The organism is Nocardioides sp. P5_E3 (assembly GCF_054049275.1).
In genome coordinates this window covers 15,221-37,387 of record NZ_JBFUMR010000020.1, presented here as the reverse complement: position 1 = coordinate 37,387, position 22,167 = coordinate 15,221, and the positions used below count along the sequence as shown (strand labels likewise).

The window sequence follows — 22,167 nt, the reverse complement described above, 5'->3', positions numbered from 1 at the left end:
GCGCCCAGACAGCCACTTGCCACTGGACTACCTGCGCTGGGCGACCGTTTCCCGGTGGACTACCCCCGGGCCGAGGAGCAGGATCCCTAGAGTGGCGGCGTGGACTTCTACTCGGCCTACGCCCAGGGCTTCGCCCGCATCGCGGCAGTGACCCTGCCGGTGCACCTCGCCGATCCCGTCGCCAACGCAGCTGTCGTGATCGAGCAGGCGCGAGCCTGCCACGACGACTCGGTCGCCGTCGCGGTCTACCCCGAGCTGTGCCTGACCGGCTACTCGGTCGACGACCTGTTCCTGCAGGACACGCTGCTGGCGACGGTCGAGGAGGCGCTCGCCGAGATCGTGGCGGCGAGCGCCGACCTGATGACCATGCTCGTGATCGGCGCGCCGGTCGTGCACGGCAACCGGGTCTTCAACGCGGCCGTCGTCGTCCACCGCGGCTCGATCCTCGGCGTCGCCCCGAAGTCCTACCTGCCCAACTACCGCGAGTTCTACGAGCGGCGCTGGTTCGCACCGGGCGACGACCGCGAGCTGGAGTGGATCACCGTCGCCGGGCAGGACGTCCGGTTCGGCCCCGACCTGATCTTCCGGTGCCTCGACGTCCCCGGCCTCGACCTGCACGTCGAGGTGTGCGAGGACATGTGGGTGCCCGTGCCACCGAGCGCGGAGGCCGCGCTGGCCGGCGCGACGGTGCTCGCCAACCTCAGTGGCTCACCGATCACGATCGCCCGCGCGGAGGACCGGCGGCTGCTGGTCCGCAGTGCGAGCGCGCGCTGCTCGGCGGCGTACGTCTATGCCGCGGCCGGGCAGGGCGAGTCGACGACCGACCTGAGCTGGGACGGCCAGACGATGGTCTACGAGTGCGGCTCGCTGCTCGGCGAGAGCGAGCGGTTCCCCGACGGGCCGCGCCGCACGGTCGTCGACGTCGACCTCGACCTGGTCCGCCAGGAGCGGATGCGTCAGGTGACCTTCGACGACAACCGTCGCACCCACCACGAGCGGGTCAACCGGTTCCGCACCGTCGAGTGGGAGCTCGAGCCGCCGACCGGCGACATCGGTCTGCTGCGCAAGGTCGACCGCTACCCGTTCGTGCCCGACGACGCCGAGCGGCTCGCCCTCGACTGCTACGAGGCCTACAACATCCAGGTCACCGGGCTCGAGCAGCGGCTCAACGCCATCGGCTCGCCCAAGGCCGTGATCGGCGTGAGCGGCGGCCTCGACTCGACCCATGCGCTCATCGTCGCCTGCAAGGCGATGGACCGGCTCGGCCGCCCGCGCAGCGACGTGCTCGCCTTCACGATGCCCGGCTTCGCGACGGGGGAGACCACCAAGTCCTACGCCACCCGGCTCTCGCAGGCGCTCGGCGTGACCTTCGAGGAGCTCGACATCCGGCCCGCGGCCGAGCAGATGCTCAAGGACCTCGGCCACCCTTACGGCCGCGGCGAGAAGGTCTACGACGTCACCTTCGAGAACGTCCAGGCCGGCCTGCGCTACGACTACCTGTTCCGGCTCGCCAACCAGCGCGGCGGCATCGTCGTCGGCACCGGCGACCTCTCCGAGCTCGCGCTCGGGTGGTGCACCTACGGCGTGGGCGACCAGATGTCGCACTACACGGTCAACGCCGGCGTCCCGAAGACGCTCGTGCAGCACCTGATCCGCTGGGTGATCAGCCACGGCGAGTTCGACGAGGCCGTGGGCCAGCTGCTCGGGGAGATCCTCGAGCTGGAGATCACCCCCGAGCTGATCCCCGTCGAGGAGGGGAAGAAGCCGCAGGCGACGCAGGACACGGTCGGGCCCTACAACCTGCAGGACTTCACCCTCGCGCTGGTCGTGCGCCACGGATTCCGGCCGCGCAAGATCGCGTTCCTGGCCTGGCACGCGTGGAAGGACCTCGAGTCGGGCGAGTGGCCGCCCGGCTTCCCGGAGGACGCGCGGGTGGCGTACTCGCTGGAGGAGGTCCGCACCTGGCTGGTGGTCTTCGTCAAGCGGTTCTTCGCCAACCAGTTCAAGCGCTCGGCGCTGCCCAACGGCCCCAAGGTCAGCCCCAGCGGCACGATGAGCCCGCGCGGCGACTGGCGGATGCCGAGCGACGCGAAGGGGACGGCCTGGCTGGCCGAGATCGACCGGGACGTACCGACGTCCTGAGCGCTGCTCAGGCCTTTGCCTGCCCTTAACGACCGGCTGGAGCGCAGTTAGCCGCGCCCGCGCGAACCTCCTTGCACGACGCCGCACCCGGCGTCGGACGACGAGGAGGAACCGTGCAGAAGAAGAAGGCAGTCATCGGCGGCGTCGCAGCGGCGGCGGTCGTGGTCGGGCTCGGGTCCTGGTGGGCCGTCGGCAACGCCGTCGAGGCCCAGACCACCGAGCGCGGCACCTGCGGTGGCGCGACCTGGGAGCTGAGCGCCGAGGCCGAGGACGGCGGCACCGAGGTGAGTGCCGAGCTGCAGTCGGCCGGACCCGGCGAGGAGTGGGAGGTGGAGCTGGCGCGCGACGACACCTCCCTGCTCACCGGCACCCGCTCCACCGACGAGGACGGGGAGATCGACGTCGACGCCTACAGCGACGGCAACCCCGGCGACGCGACGTACGCCGTCACCTTCACGCCCGCCGACGGCGAGCCCTGCACCGCCACGCTCGGCTCCTGACCCACCCCAGACACCCTGATCCACCCCACCTGAGGAGACACCCCATGAAGAAGACGCTCATCGCCACCACCCTCGTCGCGACCGCTGCGGCCGGCACCACGGTGCTCGTCGCCGGGCCCGCGAGCGCCGACGTCGAGCGGCGCGGCACCTGCGCCGGGGCGACGTACGAGCTCAACGTCGACCGCGAGCGCGGCGGCTACGACGTCGACGCCGACATCGAGAACGCCCGCGCGTTCAGCCAGTGGACCGTCGCGGTCCGCCACAACGGCAAGGTCGCGGTGTCCCGCACCCTCAAGGCCGACGACGAGGGCGAGCTGGACCTCGACACCTTCCGCAAGAACACCCCGGGCAAGGACACCTTCAAGCTCACGGTGACCCCGGCCGGAGGCGGCGCCTGCTCGGTGAAGGTCTCCGTGGCCTGAGCCTCGTCCACCGGCAGGAGCCCGGGTCAGTCCGTCCGCAACGTGACGGAGACCCGGGCTCCTCCCATGTCCGAGGCACCCGTGGTGATCGCCCCGCCGGAGTCCTCGGCGGTGCGCGCGGCGATGGAGAGGCCCAGGCCGGTCGAGCCGGAGCCGCTCTCGCCGCGACCCGTCGCGTCGAGGCCGGGGGGCAGGCCGGGACCGGCGTCCTCCACGACGAGCTCGACCAGGTCGTCGGTCGCGTCCAGCGTGATCCTCACGGCGGCGTCGTCGGGGGTGTGGGAGAAGACGTTGTCGAGCAGCACGTCGACCAGCGCCTCCAGGTCGGCGCGGCTCGCCCGCAGCAGCGGACCGGACGCGGCGAGGTGCAGGTCGTAGGCGCGGCCCTGGTCCTCCGCCAGCGCCTCCCAGTGGCGGACACGCTCGGTGACGACCGCGACCGCGTCGGTGCGCGGGTCGAGGCCCTCGCGCTCGGAGCGACGGGCCTCGCGGACGATCTCGTCGACGGTGGCCTGCAGCGCGTCGAGGTCGCCGGCCAGGCGGTCACGCAAGGCCGGGTCGTCGACGGTCTCGACGCGCAGCCGTAGCGCGGTGACCGGGGTGCGGAGGCGGTGGGAGAGGTCGGCGACGCTCTCCCGCTCGCGGGCGAGCAACAGCTGGATGCGGCCGGTGAGGCGTTCGACGGCGCCGGCGAGCTCCTGCACCTCGGGCGGCCCCTCGATCGCCGCGACCGGGGTGACGGCGCCCGGGCGACCGAGCGTCTGCGTGTGCTCGGCGAGCTGGCGGATGGGCATCACGAACGAGCGGCCGAGGCGGTCGACGACCATGAGCGAGCCGGCCAGCAGCGCCAGCGCCAGCACGGCCAGCAGGCCCCAGGCGACGCCGACCACCGACGTGATGCCCGGCTCGTCGACGACGATCCGGATCACCGGGGTCTGGGAGGGCAGGGCGGAGTTGCCGCCCCGCGACACCGGGACGAGGATCTGCGACCCGTCCGGTACGTCGTCGACGCGGGCGCGGCCGGTGTTGCGGGCGTCGAGGACCAGCTCGTCCTGGCCGCGGTCCGGTCCGATCTCGAGGCCGTCGGGGTAGAGCACGGTCACCTGGGTGTGGCTGTCCTTGTCGTTCAACCGATCCACATACTGCCCGACCGCGCCGGCGTCCTGACCGGACACGACCGTCTCGACGGCCTGCACCTCGAGGGCCGCGCGGGCCAGCCGGTCCTCGAGCGCATAGCTGCGCACGAGGATCGCCATCGGCACGAGCATCGCCAGCAGCACCATCGAGATGGCCGCGGCCGCGGTCACCAGGAGGCTGCGGCGCACCTCAGCCGTCCTCGGTCGGCGCGGGCACGTCGGGGACCGGTGCCGCGAGGCGTACGCCGACGCCGCGCACCGTGGTCAGGTAGCGCGGGGCCACGGCGGTCTCGCCGAGCTTGCGGCGCAGCCACGACAGGTGCACGTCGACCGTCTTGTCCGACCCGCCCCACGGCTGGCGCCACACCTCGACGAGCAGGTCACGCTTGGTCACCACCTCGCCGGGCCGCTCGACGAGGTGGGCGAGCAGGTCGAACTCGCGCGGGGTGAGGTCGACCTCGGTGCCGTCGAGGTGCACCCGGCGTCCGGCGAGGTCGACGGCGAGGCCGCCGACGGTGATGGTCGAGGGCCGCTGCCGGCCCGCCTCGACCCGGCGCAGGACCGCGCGGATGCGGGCGTCGAGCTGGGCGCTGGTGAACGGCTTGACGACGTAGTCGTCGGCGCCGGCGTCGAGCGCCCCCACCAGCGACGGGTCGTCGGCGCGGGCGCTGGCGATGATCACCGGCACCTGGCTGACCGCGCGGAGCATGGACAGCACCTGGGTGCCGTCGACGTCGGGCAGCCCGAGGTCGAGCACGACCAAGTCGGGACCGGAGTCGACCGCGAGCTGGAGGCCACCCATCCCGGTGGGCGCGGAGGTCACGGTGTGCCCGCACTCGCGCAGGCCGCGCACCAGCAACGGCCGGATCCGGTCGTCGTCCTCGATGATCAGCACCTCGGCCACGCCGCGACCGTACCGTCCGCGACCGCACTGGTCCGCGCGAGGAGCGAGCCTTATCAGTGCCTTAACCACCGCCTCACCTCACGCTGTCGTGCGGGCGGGCACGATGGACCCGTGAGACGTCGGATGCTGCTCGTCGGCCTGTGGGCCGCCACCACGGTCGTCGCCGTGCTCGTCGGGGTCTTCGCCGTGTCGACCGTCGGCGCCACGATCCGCGACCGCGGTCCGGTGGGCGACGAGGTCGCCCGCGACGTCTCGGTGCCGTCCGCGTCGGTGCCCGAGCCCGAGGGCCCGGGTGTGTCCGAGGAGATCTCGGGGGAGTGGGGGGCGTTCGTCGTCGAGTGCCGCGACACGTGGGCGTACGGCGTCGGCGTACGACCTGACAAGGACGCCGGCTGGCGCATCGTCAGCTGGGAGAAGGGCCCGGACGACGACGTCGACGCGGTCTTCAGCGACGGGCGCAACTCCGTCGACCTCGAGGTCTTCTGCAACCGCGGCCGCCCCACGCTCGCCGAGCTCGAGCGCAACACCCTCGGCGAGGACTGACGCTCCGGCTCACCGCGTGCAACCTTCTCGGCGGCAGGTGCGTCCAGTCAGCGACGACAGACCACCTCACGGGGAGACCGAGATGACCCACTGCACCACCGCCCTGGCCCGCACTACCGCGCTCGCGGGCGCCGCCCTCCTGGCCGGCTCGCTGGGCTCCGTGCCCGCCCAGGCCCAGCCCGCCCAGGCCCAGTCCGAGGACCGCAGCGCCGCCGCGCGCACCACGCTGACGTTCACCGTCGACGACTGCGAGGGCTGCGAGGTCCAGCTCGTGAACGCGCGCAGCACGCTCGACGCCGACGTCGTCCACGTCTGGCAGTCGCGCACCAAGGAGGTGCGCGACGGCGAGGTCACCTTCACGATCCCGGCCCGCCGCACCTGGGGCATGTCGGCCACCGTGGTCGCGCCCTGGGAGGGCTTCACCGGCTACCGCACCACGGTCGCGTGGCGCTACAACGGCGAGCGCGTCGGCGACACGGTCACCCTCGACGAGGCGGTGACCAAGACGAAGGCGTCGGCCTGCTGGGAGGGCGTGCGCAGCCGCGAGGTCGTCGTCCCGCTCGTCGTGGAGAAGGTGCGCGTGCGCGGCCAGAAGAAGGAGGTCGACGGCAGCATCGCCTTCGTGCCGACGACCCAGAGCTGGCTCGCGCCGATGCGCAGGGTCTGGGACGGGGTGCTGGGCTCGCAGGACGTCAACATCTGCCGCTAGGACGGCCGCCGCGCGACCAGCGCCGTGTCCCGCCCGCTCTCCGGCCACCGGCAGGAGCGGGACCGTCGTGCCCCTAGGGTGGTGCCATGGGCAAGCAAGAGGACTTCGTGCTCCGGGCGCTCGAGGAGCGTGACGTCCGGTTCGTGCGACTGTGGTTCACCGACGTGCTGGGCTTCCTCAAGAGCGTGAGCGTGGCCCCGGCCGAGCTCGAGAACGCCTTCGAGGAGGGCATCGGCTTCGACGGCTCGGCCATCGAGGGCTTCGCCCGCGTCTACGAGTCCGACATGCTCGCCCACCCCGACGCGTCGACGTTCCAGATCCTGCCCTGGCGCACCGGTGAGGACGGCGGCCCGGCGACGGCACGGATGTTCTGCGACATCGTGATGCCCGACGGCAGCCCGTCGTACGCCGACCCGCGGCACGTGCTGAAGCGCACACTGAGCGCGGCCGCCGACAAGGGGTTCACCTTCTACACCCACCCCGAGATCGAGTTCTACCTGTTCAAGGACGTGCCCGGGAAGGGTGACGAGCCGGAGCCGGTGGACCGCAGCGGGTTCTTCGACCACACCGCGCAGTCGCGCGGCGCCGACTTCCGGCGCGAGGCGATCACGATGCTCGAGGCGATGGGCATCTCGGTGGAGTTCAGCCACCACGAGGGCGGTCCGGGCCAGCAGGAGATCGACCTGCGCTACGCCGACGCGCTCACCACCGCCGACAACATCATGACCTTCCGCACCGTCATCCGTGAGGTCGCGCTCGGCCAGGGCATCTGGGCCTCCTTCATGCCCAAGCCGTTCACGACGCACCCCGGGTCGGGCATGCACACCCACGTGTCGCTCTTCGAGGGCGACCGCAACGCCTTCTTCGAGGCCGGCGCGCAGTACCAGCTGTCCAAGACCGGTCGGCAGTTCATCGCCGGCATCCTTCGCCACGCCAGCGAGATCAGCGTCGTCACCAACCAGTGGGTCAACTCCTACAAGCGGCTCCTCGGCGGCGGCGAGGCCCCGTCGGGTGTCTGCTGGGGCCACAACAACCGCTCCGCGATGGTGCGCGTGCCGATGTACAAGCCCAACAAGGGCCAGTCGACCCGCGTCGAGCTCCGCACGATCGACCCCGCCTGCAACCCCTACCTCGCCTTCGCCGTCGTCCTCGGCGCGGGCATGAAGGGGATCGAGGAGGGCTACGAGCTGCCGCGCGAGGCCGAGGACGACGTCTGGTCGCTGACCGAGCGCGAGCGCAAGGCGCTGGGGATCTCGCCCCTGCCGCGCAGCCTCTGGGACGCCATCGGCATCGCCGAGGACTCCGAACTGCTGGCCGAGACGCTGGGGGAGCACGTCTTCGACTTCTTCCTCCGCAACAAGCGCGCCGAGTGGGAGGAGTACCGCACCCAGGTCTCCGCCTACGAGCGCGACCGGATGCTGCCGGTCCTCTGAGCCCGGCCGTTCTCCGATGACGTCCGCCGGGACCTACGTCCGCAAGGGCTTCGTCGACGGAGCCGCGGCAGCACGCGGGATCGAGCAGCTCGGCGACGCCGGCCTGCCGCTGACCGACGAGCTCGCCGCGTCGGCCGATCCCGACGCCGCGCTCGACGGGCTGCTGCGGCTGGTCGACGCCCTCGACGAGCAGTCGCAGGGTGCCGGGCGGGAGATGCTCGCCGAGGTCGCCGACGACGAGGGCACCGCCATGCGGCTGTGCAGCGTCCTCGGCGCGAGCACGGCGCTCGCCCACCACCTCGCGCGTCACCCGGAGCAGTGGCGCGAGCTGACCGACCCCACGCTGGGCAGCACCCGCCCGGCGGCGTACGCCCTGCGCGAGGCGATGCTGACCGCGGTCGGCGCCGACCCCCACGCCGACGAGCCCGTGGCCGGGCTGCCGGACAAGGAGGCCGTCGACGCCTTGCGGGTGGAGTACCGCCGCCACCTGCTGCGGCTGGCCTCGCGCGACCTCGCCCACCACGTCGGTCTCGACGACGCCGCCGCCGAGATCTCCGACCTCGCGGGTGCGACCCTCGACGGCGCGCTGGCCATCGCCCGCGCCCGGGTCGGCGAGCCGGCCCACGCGGTGCGCCTCGCGATCATCGCGATGGGCAAGTGCGGTGGCCACGAGCTCAACTACATCTCCGACGTCGACGTGGTCTTCGTCCACGAGCCGGTGGAGTCGGGGTCCGGCGGTGCGGACGACGGCGTCGCCCTGCGGGCGGCCACCCAGCTGGCGTCGCACCTGATGCGGATCTGCTCCGACCACACCCGCGAGGGAACGATCTGGCCGGTCGACGCCAACCTGCGGCCCGAGGGCAGCCAGGGCCCGCTCGTGCGGACGATCGCCAGCCACCAGGGCTACTACGAGAAGTGGGCCAAGACCTGGGAGTTCCAGGCGCTGCTCAAGGCGCGGCCGGTGGCCGGCGACCTCGAGCTGGGCCGGCGCTACGTCGAGATGGTCGCGCCGATGGTGTGGAGCGCCGCCGGTCGTGACGGCTTCGTGGCCGACGTGCAGGCGATGCGCCGTCGGGTGGTCGACCACATCCCGGCCCACGAGGCGGAGCGGCAGATCAAGCTCGGCTCGGGCGGCCTGCGCGACGTCGAGTTCGCCGTTCAGCTCCTGCAGCTCGTGCACGGTCGGTCCGACCCGTCGCTGCGGGAGGGTGCGACGCTGAGCGCGCTGGCCCGCCTCAGCGAGGGCGGCTACGTCGGCCGCGAGGACGGGGAGAAGCTCCACGAGGCCTACACGTTCCTCCGCACCCTCGAGCACCGGATCCAGCTGCACCAGCTGCGGCGTACGCACGTCCTGCCCGACGACGAGGCGTCCCTGCGCCGGCTCGGCCGGTCGATCGGCATCTTCTCCGAGCCCTCCGCCCAGCTCGACCGCCAGTGGCGCCACCACCGGCGCGAGGTGCGCCGGCTCCACGAGAAGCTCTTCTACCGCCCGCTCCTCGGCGCGGTCGCCAAGCTGCCCGGCTCCGAGGCGCGGCTGTCGCTCGAGGCGGCGGAGGCCCGGCTGTCCGCGCTGGGCTACGCCGACCCGCGGGCCGCGCTGCGCCACCTCGAGGCGCTGACGAGCGGGGTCTCGCGCACCTCCGACATCCAGCGCACCCTGCTGCCGGTGCTGCTGGAGTGGTTCGCCGACTCGCCCGACCCGGACGCCGGGCTGTTCGGCTTCCGCCGGATCAGCGAGAGCCTGGGCCGCAGCCCGTGGTACCTGACGATGCTGCGCGACGAGGGCCAGGTCGCCCAGCGGCTCGCGGTCGTGCTCGGCACCTCGCGCTACGCGACCGACCTCCTCGAGCGCGAGCCGCAGGGCGTGAAGATGCTGGGGGAGTCGCTCGTCCCGCTGAGCGCCGAGGCCGCGCTGGCGGAGATGCAGTCGCTCCTCGAGCGGGCCGAGACGCCCGAGGCCGCGGTCGTGGCGGTGCGGGCCGTACGCCGCCGCGAGCTGCTGCGGATCGCGTGCGGAGACCTCGTGGCGGGCACCGACGTGGCGGTGGTGGGACAGGGCCTGAGCCGGCTCACCGACGCGACGCTGCAGGCCACGCTCGACATCGCGACCGAGTCCGTGCGCCGGCAGCGCGGGCTGGACGCCCCCGCCAGCCGGATCGCGGTGATCGCCATGGGGCGCTACGGCGGGTTCGAGCTGTCCTACGGCAGCGACGCCGACGTGATGTTCGTCCACGACCCGGCCGACGGCGTCGAGGCCCAGGCCGCGTCGTCGTACGCCACCGCCGTGGTCGCGGAGGTACGACGCCTGCTGTCCCTGCCGGCGAGCGACCCCCCGCTGGAGGTCGACGCCGACCTGCGCCCGGAGGGCAAGAACGGGCCCATGGTCCGCACCGTCGACTCCTATGCCGCCTACTACGCGAAGTGGTCGAGCGTGTGGGAGTTCCAGGCGCTGCTGCGCGCCGACGCGGTGGCCGGCGACGAGGCCCTGCGCGCCCGCTTCACCGAGCTCATCGACCCTCTGCGCTTCCCGGTCGACGGGATCTCCGACCGGGCCGTGGTGGAGGTACGCCGGATCAAGGCGCGCGTCGACGACGAGCGGCTGCCGCGCGGCGCCGACCGCCACACCCACCTCAAGCTCGGGCGCGGTGGCCTGGCCGACGTCGAGTGGACGGTGCAGCTGCTCCAGATGCGGCACGCCGGCACGGTGGAGGGGCTGCGCACGCCCCAGACGCTGCCCGCGCTGCAGGCGGCGGCCGACGCCGACCTGATCTCCGCGGAGGACGCCGAGACCCTGGCCGAGGCGTGGCGGCTGGTGAGCCGGGTGCGCAACGCCGTGACCCTCGTCCGCGGCCGGCCCTCCGACCAGCTGCCGCGCGACTCCCGCGAACGGGCGGCTGTCGCGCAGGTGCTGGGCTACCCGCAAGGGGCGTCGGACCAGATGGTCAACGACTACCTCCGGACCACGCGGCGGGCGCACGCGGTGGTGGAGCGAGTGTTCTGGGAATGAAGCGTTTTGCTTCATCCATGGACAAATGAAGCAATGACCTTCATCATCGAGAGGTGTCCGAGACTGCCGTCGCCACCCTGATCGGGGACCTCGTCGGCTCCCGATCATCGCAGGACCGCGCGGTCCTGCACCAGCACCTCGACGCGGCCCTCGCCGAGGTCAACGACCTGCTCCACCCCCTGCGGCCGATGTGGATCACTGCGGGCGACGAGTACCAGGGCGCCTTCGCCACGGTCGCGGAGGCCGTGCAGGCCACGCTGCTGGTCCGGGTGCGGATGCTGCCGGCGTACGACATCCGGCACGGCATCGGCTGGGGGGCGACGACCATGCTCGACGGGGAGGCGGGGATCGAGGACGGCCCGGGCTGGTGGGCCGCCCGCGCTGCGATCGAGGCGGCGGCGAGCGCCGAGGCCAGCGCCGCCCACCGCTGGCTCCGGACGGCGTACGTCGTCGCGGACGGCGCCGCGGGCGCGGCGGACCCCGGGTTGGTCAACGCCGGACTGGTGCTGCGCGACGAGCGGGTCACCGGCCTGTCGGAGCGGTCGGTGTCGGTGCTGCGTGGTCTGCTGTCACACGTGACCCAGCGCGACGTCGCCGAGGCGTTGGGGATCAGCGCGTCCGCGGTGTCTCAGCGGGTGCGTGCCGACGGGCTGGCGGCGATCGTCGCCGCCCACGACCTGCTCGTGCCCGTTGATCCGGGCACGGGGACCGGGGGAGGAGATCGATGAGCTGGCTCGGGATCCTGCTGATCGGCTTCGCCGTGACCGACCTGACCCACTCGGTGCACCGCACGCGCTACCTGCCTGAGTGCGTCGGTGCCCTGGTGGCGCTCTGCGTCGGCCTGCTCGCGGGCCTGACGTCGGGGCGTGACGTCGCCGCCCTGCTCGTGATCGTCGCCGTCGTGCTGGTGTGGGGGCTCACCGTTACGTGGGGCTTCGGCCACCCCGGGCCGAAGGCCGCCCGCCTGCCGCTCGCCGTCTTCCTCGCGTCGCTGGTGGGGGCGATCGCCTGCTCGGGGCTCGCGCCGTCGGCTGCGGGCCCGCTGGCGCGGTGGCTGGAGTCGCTGGCCATCGCCGACCTGAGCACCATCTCGGCCGACCGGTTCCTGCTGCTGTTCGGCGCCTTCGCCATCCAGCTCTCCACCGGCAACGTTCTCGTCCGGCTGGTGCTGAAGGCGACCGGCACGATCAACCCGCGCTCCGACGGGGGGATGCCGCCGACCCAGCTCAAGGGCGGTCGGCTCCTCGGGCCGCTCGAGCGGATCTTCATCCTGGCCCTCGCCCTCGGGGGCCAGGCGACCGCCGCCAGCGTGGTCGTCGCGGCGAAGGGGCTGCTCCGCTTCCCCGAGCTCTCCTCGCGCCACGAGCAGCAGACCGTCCACGAGATGACCGAGTACTTCCTGCTCGGGTCGTTCGCGTCGTGGCTCGTGGCGCTGGGGTCGTTCGTGCTGGTGGCCTGATCACCGCCGCCCACGCCCGACGGCTGGCCTGCACCGCGAAGATCCTGCCCGCCGTCCTCGGCGGCGACAGCCTCCCCCTCGACCTCGGCCGCACCCGCCGCCTCTACACCCCGACCCAGCGCAAGGCCCTCCTCGTCCGCGACCGCACGTGTCACGGCGAGGGCTGTGACGTCCCCGGCACCTGGTGCGAGGCCCACCACCTCCACCCCTGGCACACCGGCAGCCACACCGACCTCGCGAACGGCGTCCTCTTCTGCAGCCACCACCATCGGGCCCACGAAGCACGATGGCGCCTCGAGCGACTGGCCAATGGCGACTACCGCTTCCACCCACGCAGATAGGTGGCGGGGCGCACGTGCACCAGCGACCWGTCGCCCAGATGGGCTACCCCGAGGCGCGACCCTTCGCCGACCTTGGTGCGACTCCGCATGGGTGAACCCCGGTTGCCGCCGACCTGGTTCGAGAACGCCCCCTCGTTGTCGTACGCTGCCGAAACACGCGTCGATCGGAGCACGATGACCAAGGTCTCCATGCACGAGAAGCTCCCGTTCGACGAGGCGGCAACGCCACCGCGCGTATCGACTGGTGATCTCCCCATCCACTCGGAGATCCGGCAGCTCGTGACCAACGCTTACGAGCTCTACCGCGGCGACAACAGTGGGACAGTCGCGGACTACATCCCCGTGCTGGCGCAAGCAGCGCCTGATCTGTTCGGGATCGCCGTCGTCGGGCCCTGGGGTCGGTCGTTCGAGATCGGGGATGTCGCTGCACGATTCTCCATACAGAGCGTCTCCAAGCCATTCGTGTTCGCGCTCGTCTGCGACACGCTCGGGTACGAGGAGGCGCGTTTGCGCCTCGGCGTCAACAGCACCGGCTTCCCGTTCAATTCGCTCATGGCCGTCGAGCTCAACGCCGAGCGGACGATGAATCCGTTGGTCAACGCCGGCGCGATCGCCACCTCCAGTCTCGTGCCGGGCGACACCCACGACGAGAAGTGGGCGTCGATCCGAGAACGAATGTCGATGTTCGCTGGACGCGAGCTCACTGTCAACGCGGAGGTGTACGCGTCCGAGTCAGCCACCAACATGCGCAACCAGGGCATCGCCCACCTCCTCAAGAGCTACGAGCGGCTCTACTTCGACCCCGACGAAGCGACCGACATCTACACCCGCCAGTGCTCACTGGACGTGACAGTTCACGACCTCGCAGTGATGGCGGCCACCCTGGCAAACGGTGGGGTGAACCCGGCCACCGGCGAGACGGTGATCAGACCCGGCGTGTGTCGACGTGTGCTGGCGGTGATGGCGAGCGCCGGACTGTATGAGCTGTCCGGCGACTGGCTCTACCAGATCGGGGTCCCGGGCAAGAGCGGAGTCAGCGGCGGCATCGTGACGGTGTCCCCCGGGAAGGGTGGGCTGGCCACCTACTCGCCGCCGCTGGACGAAGCCGGCAACAGCATCCGTGGCCAGCTGGCGACGAAGTACCTCGCCGAGCGGCTCGGCCTCAACCTCTTCGCATCCGTTCCCGCGGAAGGCTCCCCGCCCCAACTCTGAACGGGCAGGGCGCGATTGCGCGTCCGTGAACGACTCGGCGACCGCCCGCTCCAGGAGCCTTGAACACCGAGTCGACGATGCCAGCGAGCGACCCAGTGGCGCGCGCATTTCCGTCGGCGACGGAACGTCAGTCCGCCGCGGATGACCAAGACCCTCAGCTTGCGTGGTGCTGAACGATGTTGAGCACGTTGCCATCGGGAGCGCGGACGAAGAAGCGAGTCACGCCCCATGTCTCGGTTGTCAGGGGATGCACGATCTCGTACCCGCGCTCCTGTGCTTGGCGGTATGCGGCTTCGACGTCGTCGACCATGACCGAGACCACGGGGTCCACGGGTGCGGTGGCATCGCTGGTCGTCACTTGGAGCGTCGCCCTGGATGCCGGCGACGTGTGGCGGGCCACCCAGCCCAGGTTGAACTCCTCCTCGGCCAACCCGAGGTAGTCGCTGTAGAAGCTCCTGGAGGCGGGGAGGTCGGGTACGTGAAGGTCGGCGATGATCTGCGTGACGCGGATGCGCGACGCGTCGGCACTCCCAGCTGGGCCGGTTTCGCCTGAGGTCTGCTCCGGCGCGGCTCCCAGGAGGTGGATCCAGCGCGGATCCTGCTGGCCCGACCGGCGCTCGAGTTCGGACACCAGCGGTTGCGGGCGGCTCGCCATCCGGCGCAGGCACTCCTCGACCTGACCCCGGTCGGCGAACCCGTGCAACCGCTCGGTGCGGGTGCGCAGCTCACCCGGCGCCTGCGCCCCGCGGAGCAGCAGCACCGTGAGCAGCGCCCGCTCGTCGGGCTCGAGGGCGAGATGCTCGTCGAGGGTCTGGTGGTACTTCAGTGTCCGGCGCCCGGTGTCGGACCACACGATCCGCAGCAGCCCGCGCTCCTTGAGCGACTTCGCGGTCCGCTCGACGGTCTGCTGGTCGAGGTCGGTGACGGGGTCGCGGCTGCTCCTTTGGTTGCACGCCGACACCAGTGCGTTCGCGGAGAGGGGATAGGTGGCGGGCACGGTCGTCTGCTTCTCCAGCAGGCTGCCGAGGATGCGCTGGTCAGTCGCATCGAGGACGGGGAGTTCGCTCACGTCACGACCTTAGGTCTGCCTTGGCACGATTGCGGATCGAACAGCGTCACTCCGCCGCTTGCCGGGCGCGCGGGACTCCTCGTGAGTCGGCGGGGATGGGCGTTCCTCCGACGCAAGCAGGTGCGTTCGACACGCTCGTCTGATGAGTGCCGGGCTCGCTGCTCAGCGACGGCCGGGCCCCGAGGCATCACTCGTCCGGACACGTACCACCAGTGCGCGCGAAGATGGCTTGAGCACTGGCCGACAACGGCTCGACGCGCGGCCCGTCAGTTTCGATACTGACGAGCATCATGCAGCGGCCCTGCGTCCAGTAGACGTTTCCGATCGCGTTGCCGTGCAAGTCAGGCCCCGTCCATCCGGTCGCGCCGGGAACGGCTGGAACTTGGAACCACGTGAACGTGCCGTCTGGGAGCTCATGTCGAAGCACCTCGTCGCTCGTCTCAAAGGTCATCCAGTCGCGTGCGCCGGCCTCAGTCTCGAACAACAGCACACTGCTCACGCCCGCGATGCCGTCTCCTTGCCCAGTCTGGTACGTCATGGAGATGTAACCGCTGCGCTCCAACACCGCGGCGCCGCCTTCGGGCAGCGGGAAAGGTTCTCCCGAAACGGTCTGCGGCGGGGAAAGTGGGTGCAGGCCGGGGCCTTCGTCGACGCCCAGGAGGTACCGATCAACGTTGACCGGCGCGACGGTGGCGGGATCCTCCGCTGTGCTCGTCACGACCGCATCGGTCGGCTTCGTTGTTGAATCCGACTCGCCTGCGCAGCCGACGACGAACACGCCGAGGAGCCCTGCGACTGCGATGCGGATCGAACGAGGCGCCATGTCTCACGATCCACCTCGGCATGCCGCCGCGGCAAGGGCGAGTCAGCGCCCCCGGCCCGCCCCGTACGCGTCAGGAAGTGCGTCACTTCGCCGCCTGTCGGGCGTGCTTTTCATGATGCGGATTTGTCGGCGTGCGGACGGCGGGCCGCGAACTGCACGGCGTCAGCGAAGCCGTGACGAGTCACCGCGGGCCAGCAAGCCGCGAGACGATCAGCGGTCGATCATGCGTTGCATGGCCTCGGGGTAGCGGTCGCCTTGGACCTTCACGCTCGTGGAGGCTCGATCTAGCTCGGCAAGGTCTTCTTCGGTGAAGTGCAGGTCGGCCGCGCCTAGGTTCTCGTCGAGGCGTTCGAGGCGCCGGGTGCCGGGGATGGGCACGATCGAGGGCCGCTGCGCGAGGAGCCACGCCAACGCGACCTGCCCGACGGTCGCTTCCTTGCGTTCGGCGACGGCGGTGATGAGGTCGACGAGGGCGAGGTTGGCCTGGAGGGCTTCGCGCTCGAAGCGGGGCAGGTTGGCTCGGATGTCTCCTTCGCCGAACTCGGTCGCTGCGGTGACCTGGCCGGTGAGGAACCCGCGGCCGAGCGGACTGAACGGCACGAAGCCGATGCCGAGCTCGTCGAGGGCGGGAAGGATGTTCTCCTCCGGTTCGCGCCAGAACAAGGAGTACTCGCTTTGCAGGGCTGTGACGGGCTGGACGGCGTGGGCGCGGCGGATGGTCTGGACGCCGGCTTCGGAGAGTCCGAAGTGGTGGACCTTCCCGGCGTCGATGAGGTCCTTGACGGTGCCGGCGACGTCCTCGATGGGGACGTCGGGGTCGACGCGGTGCTGGTAGAGCAGGTCGATGGACTCGGTTCCGAGGCGGCGTAGGGACCCGTCGACGGCCGCGCGGATGTGGCCGGGTCGGCTGCTGACGCCGGTCTGGTTGCCGTCGTCGTCGAAGGCGAACCCGAACTTGGTGGCGATGACGACGTCCTCGCGGACCGGATGCAGGGCCTTGCCGACGAGCTCTTCGTTGTGGAACGGGCCGTAGACCTCGGCGGTGTCGAAGAAGGTGACGCCGCGGTCGACGGCCGCGCGCAGGAATGTGAGCATTTCCTCTCGGGGTGGGGTTGGGCCGAACGACTGGCTCATGCCCATGCAGCCGAGGCCGAGGGCGGAGACTTCGAGCTGTGCGGGACCTTCAGGGCCGAGTGTGCGCGTGTGCATGGCGATGCTCCTTGCGTGAGGGTGGGTTCAGGCTTGTGCGGGGCGCAGGACGTCGATGGCGAGGACGAAGTCGATGACGTCGGCGACGTCAACGGCGGTGGTCTTGGGGCTGCTGGTGACGAGGGCTGGTTCACGCTTCGGGGATGGGCATGCCGAAGTTCTCGAGCGTGATGTCGGTGGGTTCGGGTCCGCCGCGCTTGCCGGTGTCGAGGGCGTCGATGGAGGCGAGCTCGTCGTTGGCGAGCTCGAAGTCGAAGACGTCGAGGTTCTCCGCGATGCGGTGCGCCTTGGTGGACTTCGGGATGACCGAGCGGCCCTGCTGCAGGTGCCAGCGGAGCATGACCTGGGCGGGGCTCTTGGAGTGCGCCTCCGCGATTGCCACGATGGTCGGGTCCTGCAGCGTGCTGGTGTGCTCACCTTCGCGGTAGAACGTGATGCCGCCGATGGGTGACCACGCCTGTGTGAGGATGCCGCGCTCGGCGCCGAGGTCTTGGACTTCGCGCTGCTGGAAGTACGGGTGGACCTCGATCTGGTTGACCGCGGGCACCACGGACGCCTTGTCCAGCAGGGGGTTGAGGTGGTCGACCATGAAGTTGCTGACGCCGATGGCACGGACCTTGCCTTGGTCGAGCAGCGTCTCGAGCGCCCGGTAGGCGTCGAGGGTCTTCTCGAACTCCGAGGGCAGCGCCTGGTGAAGGATGAGGAGGTCGATCTGGTCGACGCCGAGCTTGGCTGCGCTCTTCTCGAACCCGTGCAGCGTCTGGTCGTAGCCGTAGTCGCTGATCCAGATCTTGGTCTCGATGAACACCTCGCTCCGCTCGACGCCGGAGGCGGCGACGGCTTCGCCGACCTCGCGCTCGTTGCCGTATGCGGCGGCGGTGTCGATGTGCCGGTAGCCGGTGTCGAGCGCGGCCCGGACAGCGGCACGGGTCTCTTCCGGTGGGGTCTGGAAGACGCCCAGTCCGATGGCCGGCATCTCGACGCCGTTGTTCAAGGTCAGCTGGTCCATGTTCGTCATCTCCATGTTTTGTGGTGTCGGCTTGTTTCTCGGGTCTTGGTTGCAGCGGACTCTCACAGGACTACCCGCCGGGCAGGTTCACGCTGTCCAGCCACTCAGCCACCGCACTTCGTGCGTCTTCGCGGACGGTTTCGCCCCTGACGGCGAGTCCTGCGCCCACGTCGGCACCCGGGCACGCGGCCTCGTACTCCTCCACGGCGGTACCCAGCCCGCTGACGGCGTACGTCACGAACGGGTTCACCGTCTTGCCGGTGAAGTCGTGCGTGTCGGCGAACGTGTGCATCAGCATCGGCGGTCGGACGTTCCAGATGGGGCTGCCGACCAGGACGACGTCGTAGGGGGCGATCGAGTCGAGCGGGTCGACCAGCGCCGGACGGGCATCGTTGTCCTGCTCGCGCACGTTGCGGGCCACCGTGGCGTCGTAGTCGTTGGGGTAGGCATCGACTGCTTCGAGGCGGTGGACGTCGTGGTCGACGCCCAGCTCGTCCAGTCGCCGGCTGATGACGTCGGCGAGGACCTCGGTGTTGCCGAYGTCGAGGTCCATGCGGTCGCCGTAGTAGTAGTTCTCCCCTGGCCGCGAGTAGTAGACGACCAGGACGCGCGCCTGCCCTTGCGACCCACGTTGCTGAGACGAACTCGGGTCGGTGCGCGGGTCGGGCGTGGTTGTGCCGTCCGTCGCCTCACCTGCGGGGTCCGGCCTGTTTTGGGGGGAGCACCCGACCTGAGCCGTGGTGATGGCGAGGGTGCCACCGAGCAGAACGGTCCTCCGGTGCAGCATGCGGTGCGGACTTGGGCGGGTGTTCATGGTGGTGGCGCGGGCGTTCATCGGGGGTCTCCTTTCCGGCGAGAAGCAGCAACCTGTGGGCGGGCGTCGACGCATGCACCGCGGCAGGGCCTCGAGGCTGAGGGGCAGCCCGTCCGTACCTGCGCCGCTATCGGGGGTGGGTGATGGCGACCTTGGCGGCCGCCTGCCGACTCAGGTCTTCGTGTCGCTGCGTGCGGTCGAGGCGCTGGCCGCGTCCAAGCGGTCGGTAGCGCTCCAGCTGGCGAGGAGGCTCAGTGCTTCCTCGGAGCCGGTGTCGGGTGCGGCTGTGTAGACGTTGATGCGCTGCCCGGGGTCGGCGGCGAGCTCGAAGGCTTCGTAGTCGAGCTCGACGTCGCCGATGAGGGGGTGGTGGAACCGCTTGCGGCCGGTGCGGTGGTAGCGGACGTCGTGGGCGGCCCAGCGGCGGCGGAAGTCCTCGCTGCGCGTGGACAGCTCGCCGATGAGGGCCGTGAGGTCCTTGTCGTACGGGTCGCGACCGGCTTCGACGCGAAGGAACGCGACGCAGTCGTTGGCCACCTTGTCGTAGTCGAGGAAGAACTCCGAGGCGGCGGGGTCGAGGAAACAGAAGCGAGCGCTGTTCGGTACCTCTCCGGGCGTGTGAGCGGCGGCATGGTCGTAGAGCGGGCTGTACAGCGCGCGGCCGAGGTCGTTGGCGGCCATGACGTCGAAGCGTCCGTTTCGCAGGTAGGCCGGCATCGGCATCTGGTCGAGGATGCGCTGGATGGCCGGCCGCACCCGCTTCTTCCCGGGCGTGCGGCGAGGGGAACGGCTCGCCGGGGTGGAGGCGGTGCGCACGAGGCGGTAGAGGTGGTCACGCTCGGCTTCGTCGAGCTGGAGTGCGTGGACGAGACCGTCGAGGACGCTGTCGGAGACGCTGCCGACGGCGCCGCGTTCGAGGCGGGTGTAGTACTCGACGCTGATGCCGGCGAGCAGCGCGACCTCTTCGCGGCGCAGGCCGGTGACCCTGCGGTTGGCACCGTAGACGGGGAGGCCGGCCTGCTCGGGGGTGATCTTGGCCCGGCGGGTGGTCAGGAACTCCCGCAGGTCGGTGCGCCCGCCGTCGCGGCGCTGGTCGTCTGCTGCCATGCGTTCCACGGTACGGCGCTTCACGCGTCGTGGGAGACCCTGCGGGTACCCCTCTCGTCAGGGCCTGTTACGCACCCGCTGGCCGGAGTTCTCTGGTGGATGTGACCACGACATCCACCCGCTCCACCACCACTGGAGGCACCGTCATCAGCTCGCCACGCGTCTCGCCGCAGACCCAGACCCAGACTCCGGCCGGGCCGGCGCACCCGCGCGCCATCCTGGCCATCATCCTGGTCAGCTACTTCCTCATCCTGCTCGACAACTCCGTCATCTTCACCGGGCTGCCCTCGATCGCGGCAGCACTCGACCTGGGCACGACGGGACTGTCGTGGGTCCAGGACGCGTACACCCTCGTCTTCGGCGGTCTGCTGCTCCTCGGCGCCCGCCTCGGCGACCTGCTGGGGCGTCGTCGGGTGTTCGTCGGCGGGCTTGCGGTGTTCGTGGTTGCGTCGTTCCTCATCGGCGTCGCCCCGACCGGCTGGTGGCTCATCGCAGCCCGTGCCCTCCAAGGTGCCGGAGCCGCCGTCGTGGCCCCGTCCGCGCTGTCGCTGCTCACAGCGAGCTTCCCTGAAGGTGAGCAGCGTTCCCGTGCGGTCGCCTGGTATGCCGCCACCGCCGGCATCGGCGCCAGCCTCGGCATGCTCGTCGGGGGCGCGGCAGCCCAGTGGATCTCGTGGCGCGCCGGGTTCTTCATCAACGTCCCCATCGGCATCGCGATGGCCGTCCTGGCCCCGAAGTACCTGCCCACCAGCCGCCCGCAGCCGGGCCGGTTCGACCTGCTCGGCACGTTCACGGCCACCCTCGGCGTCGGCGCACTCGTGTTCGGCATCATCGAGTCCGCCGACCGCGGCTCGGCCGACCCGGTCGTCATCACGTCCTTGGTCGTCGCGGCCGTCAGCCTGGTAGTGCTGGTGCGCCACGAGAGTCGCGCCGAGCAGCCCATCATGCCGCTGAGCCTGTTCGCCGACCGGCGTCGCTCAGGCGCCTACGCCGCCCGGTTCCTGTACCTGGGCGCAATGATGGGGTTCTTCTTCTTCACCACCCAGCTCATGCAGGGCGTGCTCGGCTTCACGCCCTTCCAGGCCGGCCTCGGGTTCCTGCCGATGACGGTCGTCAACTTCGCCGTCGCGACCGTGCTGCCGAAGATTGCGCGCCGCTTCGGTGAGGCAGCCACCCTCGTCGCCGGGGTCGCGCTGACCCTCGCGGGCATGGGCTGGCTCGCCCAGGTGGACGCCGCCAGCACCTACCTGAGCGGCATCGCACTTCCCATGGTGCTCATCGGTGCCGGCCAAGGCCTCGCGTTCGCGCCCCTGACGACCTTCGGCATCATCGGCGTCCGCGCCGAGCAGGCCGGCGCGGCCAGCGGACTGGTCAACACCGCCCACCAGCTCGGCATGGCCACCGGCCTGGCCATCCTCGTCGCCGTGTCCGCCGACGCAGCCGACCTGACCGCTCGCGTGTCCACCGCCCTGACGTGGGGCACCGGACTCCTCTCGCTGTGCCTGGTCGTCGTCCTCACCGTCATCACCCCAGCACAGCGACGCCAGACCGCCCAGAACGACCGGAACGACCGGAACGCCCGGAGCTCCGCCCAGGCCGCCACGACCGACGCGGAGGTGACCCGATGAGCAACGTCCTCCTCGTCGGCGGCACCGGCAGCATCGGCCGCCTCGTCGCCACCCAGCTGCTCGAGCTCGGTGACACCCCTCGCGTTCTGACCCGCAAGCCCGACCGGGCCCGCAGCAGCGACGGTGTCGAGGTCGTGCGCGGTGACCTCACCGACCCGGCGACCCTGCTCGCGGCTGTCGACGGCGTCGACGGCGTCGTGATGACCCACGGCGCCCCGTACGGGTCGGGAAACTACGAGGCCGTGGACTACGGCGCCGTTCCCGCCGTCCTCGACGCGGTCCAGGGCCGGGACGTGCGGGTGGCGCTGATGAGCTCCATCGGCGTCACCGGCACCGGCGGCGGGTCCCGCGAGCTCCTCGACTGGAAGCGCCGCGGCGAACGACTGCTCCGCGTGAGCGGCCTGTCGTACACCATCGTGCGGCCCGGCTGGTTCGACGCCGGCACCGGCACCGAGACCCGCGTCGACCTGCGCCAAGGCGATGCGACCGAGTACGGGCCGGTGCGCCGCGAGCACGTCGCCCAGACCCTGGCCCACGCTGTGCACGAACCGGCCGCCCTCGGCCGGACCCGTCGAGGTGTTCTCCACCGACGGCCCGCCGGTCATCGACTGGAACACGGCCTTCGCCAGCGCCAGCGCTGACGAGCCCGGCTCCCTCGACGCAGCCCGCGACCGGACCAGCCTGGCGTTGGACCGCGAAC

Annotated in this window: 21 protein-coding genes; 13 read left to right on the top strand and 8 right to left on the bottom strand. The window is 71.0% G+C overall.

Features of this window, described 5'->3' with window-relative positions:
- The first annotated feature begins 99 nt into the window (after window positions 1-99).
- The 3 genes from ACXJKB_RS13810 (at window position 100) to ACXJKB_RS13800 (ending at window position 3,064) form a co-directional block, all read left to right on the top strand.
- Window positions 100-2,142, top strand: a complete 2,043-nt coding sequence (locus ACXJKB_RS13810) for an NAD(+) synthase (protein WP_457189260.1) — start codon at window positions 100-102, stop codon at window positions 2,140-2,142.
- 113 nt (window positions 2,143-2,255) lie between these two features.
- Window positions 2,256-2,642, top strand: coding sequence for a hypothetical protein (locus tag ACXJKB_RS13805; protein ID WP_457189258.1), 387 nt, complete (start codon window positions 2,256-2,258; stop codon window positions 2,640-2,642).
- 44 nt (window positions 2,643-2,686) lie between these two features.
- A complete protein-coding gene (locus ACXJKB_RS13800) occupies window positions 2,687-3,064 on the top strand; it encodes a hypothetical protein (RefSeq protein WP_457189257.1) in 378 nt (125 codons plus the stop codon).
- A gap of 26 nt (window positions 3,065-3,090) precedes the next feature.
- On the opposite strand, the gene ACXJKB_RS13795 is transcribed toward ACXJKB_RS13800, so the two are convergent.
- Window positions 3,091-4,389: a sensor histidine kinase gene (locus tag ACXJKB_RS13795; RefSeq protein ID WP_457189255.1), complete on the bottom strand. Its 1,299-nt coding sequence runs from the start codon at window positions 4,387-4,389 to the stop codon at window positions 3,091-3,093.
- 1 nt (window position 4,390) lies between these two features.
- Window positions 4,391-5,104, bottom strand: coding sequence for a response regulator transcription factor (locus tag ACXJKB_RS13790; protein ID WP_457189253.1), 714 nt, complete (start codon window positions 5,102-5,104; stop codon window positions 4,391-4,393).
- A gap of 111 nt (window positions 5,105-5,215) precedes the next feature.
- Here ACXJKB_RS13790 and ACXJKB_RS13785 point away from each other — a divergent pair, with 111 nt between their 5' ends.
- The 8 genes from ACXJKB_RS13785 to glsA all read left to right on the top strand — a co-directional run bounded on the left by ACXJKB_RS13785 (window position 5,216) and on the right by glsA (window position 13,808).
- A complete protein-coding gene (locus ACXJKB_RS13785) occupies window positions 5,216-5,647 on the top strand; it encodes a hypothetical protein (RefSeq protein WP_457189251.1) in 432 nt (143 codons plus the stop codon).
- A gap of 82 nt (window positions 5,648-5,729) precedes the next feature.
- Window positions 5,730-6,356 carry a hypothetical protein gene (locus ACXJKB_RS13780; protein WP_457189249.1) on the top strand — a complete coding sequence of 209 codons (627 nt, stop codon included), beginning with the start codon at window positions 5,730-5,732 and terminating at the stop codon, window positions 6,354-6,356.
- A gap of 86 nt (window positions 6,357-6,442) precedes the next feature.
- Window positions 6,443-7,789 carry a glutamine synthetase family protein gene (locus ACXJKB_RS13775; RefSeq protein ID WP_300052110.1) on the top strand — a complete coding sequence of 449 codons (1,347 nt, stop codon included), beginning with the start codon at window positions 6,443-6,445 and terminating at the stop codon, window positions 7,787-7,789.
- Between the two features lie 16 nt (window positions 7,790-7,805).
- Window positions 7,806-10,796 (top strand): bifunctional [glutamine synthetase] adenylyltransferase/[glutamine synthetase]-adenylyl-L-tyrosine phosphorylase, encoded by a 2,991-nt coding sequence (locus ACXJKB_RS13770; RefSeq protein WP_457189247.1) that lies wholly within the window; start codon window positions 7,806-7,808, stop codon window positions 10,794-10,796.
- A 53-nt stretch (window positions 10,797-10,849) separates the two neighbouring features.
- Entirely contained in the window at window positions 10,850-11,524 is a 675-nt protein-coding gene (locus ACXJKB_RS13765) for a SatD family protein (protein WP_457189245.1), read from the top strand.
- Window positions 11,521-12,255, top strand: a complete 735-nt coding sequence (locus ACXJKB_RS13760) for a hypothetical protein (RefSeq protein ID WP_457189243.1) — start codon at window positions 11,521-11,523, stop codon at window positions 12,253-12,255. The genes ACXJKB_RS13765 and ACXJKB_RS13760 overlap by 4 nt, the downstream gene beginning before the upstream one ends.
- Window positions 12,216-12,596 carry a DUF222 domain-containing protein gene (locus ACXJKB_RS13755; protein WP_457189241.1) on the top strand — a complete coding sequence of 127 codons (381 nt, stop codon included), beginning with the start codon at window positions 12,216-12,218 and terminating at the stop codon, window positions 12,594-12,596. Before ACXJKB_RS13760 ends, ACXJKB_RS13755 begins: the two co-directional genes overlap by 40 nt.
- 174 nt (window positions 12,597-12,770) lie before the next feature.
- Entirely contained in the window at window positions 12,771-13,808 is a 1,038-nt protein-coding gene (gene glsA, locus ACXJKB_RS13750; RefSeq protein WP_457189239.1) for a glutaminase A, read from the top strand.
- 154 nt (window positions 13,809-13,962) lie between these two features.
- On the opposite strand, the gene ACXJKB_RS13745 is transcribed toward glsA, so the two are convergent.
- The 6 genes from ACXJKB_RS13745 to ACXJKB_RS13720 form a co-directional block, all read right to left on the bottom strand.
- Window positions 13,963-14,877, bottom strand: coding sequence for a DUF480 domain-containing protein (locus tag ACXJKB_RS13745; protein WP_457189237.1), 915 nt, complete (start codon window positions 14,875-14,877; stop codon window positions 13,963-13,965).
- 187 nt (window positions 14,878-15,064) lie between these two features.
- Window positions 15,065-15,700: a hypothetical protein gene (locus ACXJKB_RS13740; protein ID WP_457189236.1), complete on the bottom strand. Its 636-nt coding sequence runs from the start codon at window positions 15,698-15,700 to the stop codon at window positions 15,065-15,067.
- A gap of 210 nt (window positions 15,701-15,910) precedes the next feature.
- Window positions 15,911-16,795 carry an aldo/keto reductase gene (locus ACXJKB_RS13735; protein WP_457189234.1) on the bottom strand — a complete coding sequence of 295 codons (885 nt, stop codon included), beginning with the start codon at window positions 16,793-16,795 and terminating at the stop codon, window positions 15,911-15,913.
- Window positions 16,796-17,039: 244 nt separating this feature from the next.
- Entirely contained in the window at window positions 17,040-17,918 is an 879-nt protein-coding gene (locus ACXJKB_RS13730; RefSeq protein WP_457189232.1) for an aldo/keto reductase, read from the bottom strand.
- A gap of 70 nt (window positions 17,919-17,988) precedes the next feature.
- Window positions 17,989-18,471, bottom strand: coding sequence for a flavodoxin (locus ACXJKB_RS13725; protein ID WP_457189230.1), 483 nt, complete (start codon window positions 18,469-18,471; stop codon window positions 17,989-17,991).
- A gap of 432 nt (window positions 18,472-18,903) precedes the next feature.
- Complete coding sequence (locus ACXJKB_RS13720; protein ID WP_457189228.1) at window positions 18,904-19,839, bottom strand: helix-turn-helix transcriptional regulator; 936 nt, start codon at window positions 19,837-19,839, stop codon at window positions 18,904-18,906.
- 101 nt (window positions 19,840-19,940) lie between these two features.
- Between ACXJKB_RS13720 and ACXJKB_RS13715 the strand changes: the two genes are divergently transcribed.
- Window positions 19,941-21,467, top strand: coding sequence for an MFS transporter (locus tag ACXJKB_RS13715; RefSeq protein WP_457189226.1), 1,527 nt, complete (start codon window positions 19,941-19,943; stop codon window positions 21,465-21,467).
- Window positions 21,464-22,108: an SDR family oxidoreductase gene (locus tag ACXJKB_RS13710; RefSeq protein ID WP_457189224.1), complete on the top strand. Its 645-nt coding sequence runs from the start codon at window positions 21,464-21,466 to the stop codon at window positions 22,106-22,108. Before ACXJKB_RS13715 ends, ACXJKB_RS13710 begins: the two co-directional genes overlap by 4 nt.
- Window positions 22,109-22,167 lie beyond the last annotated feature (59 nt).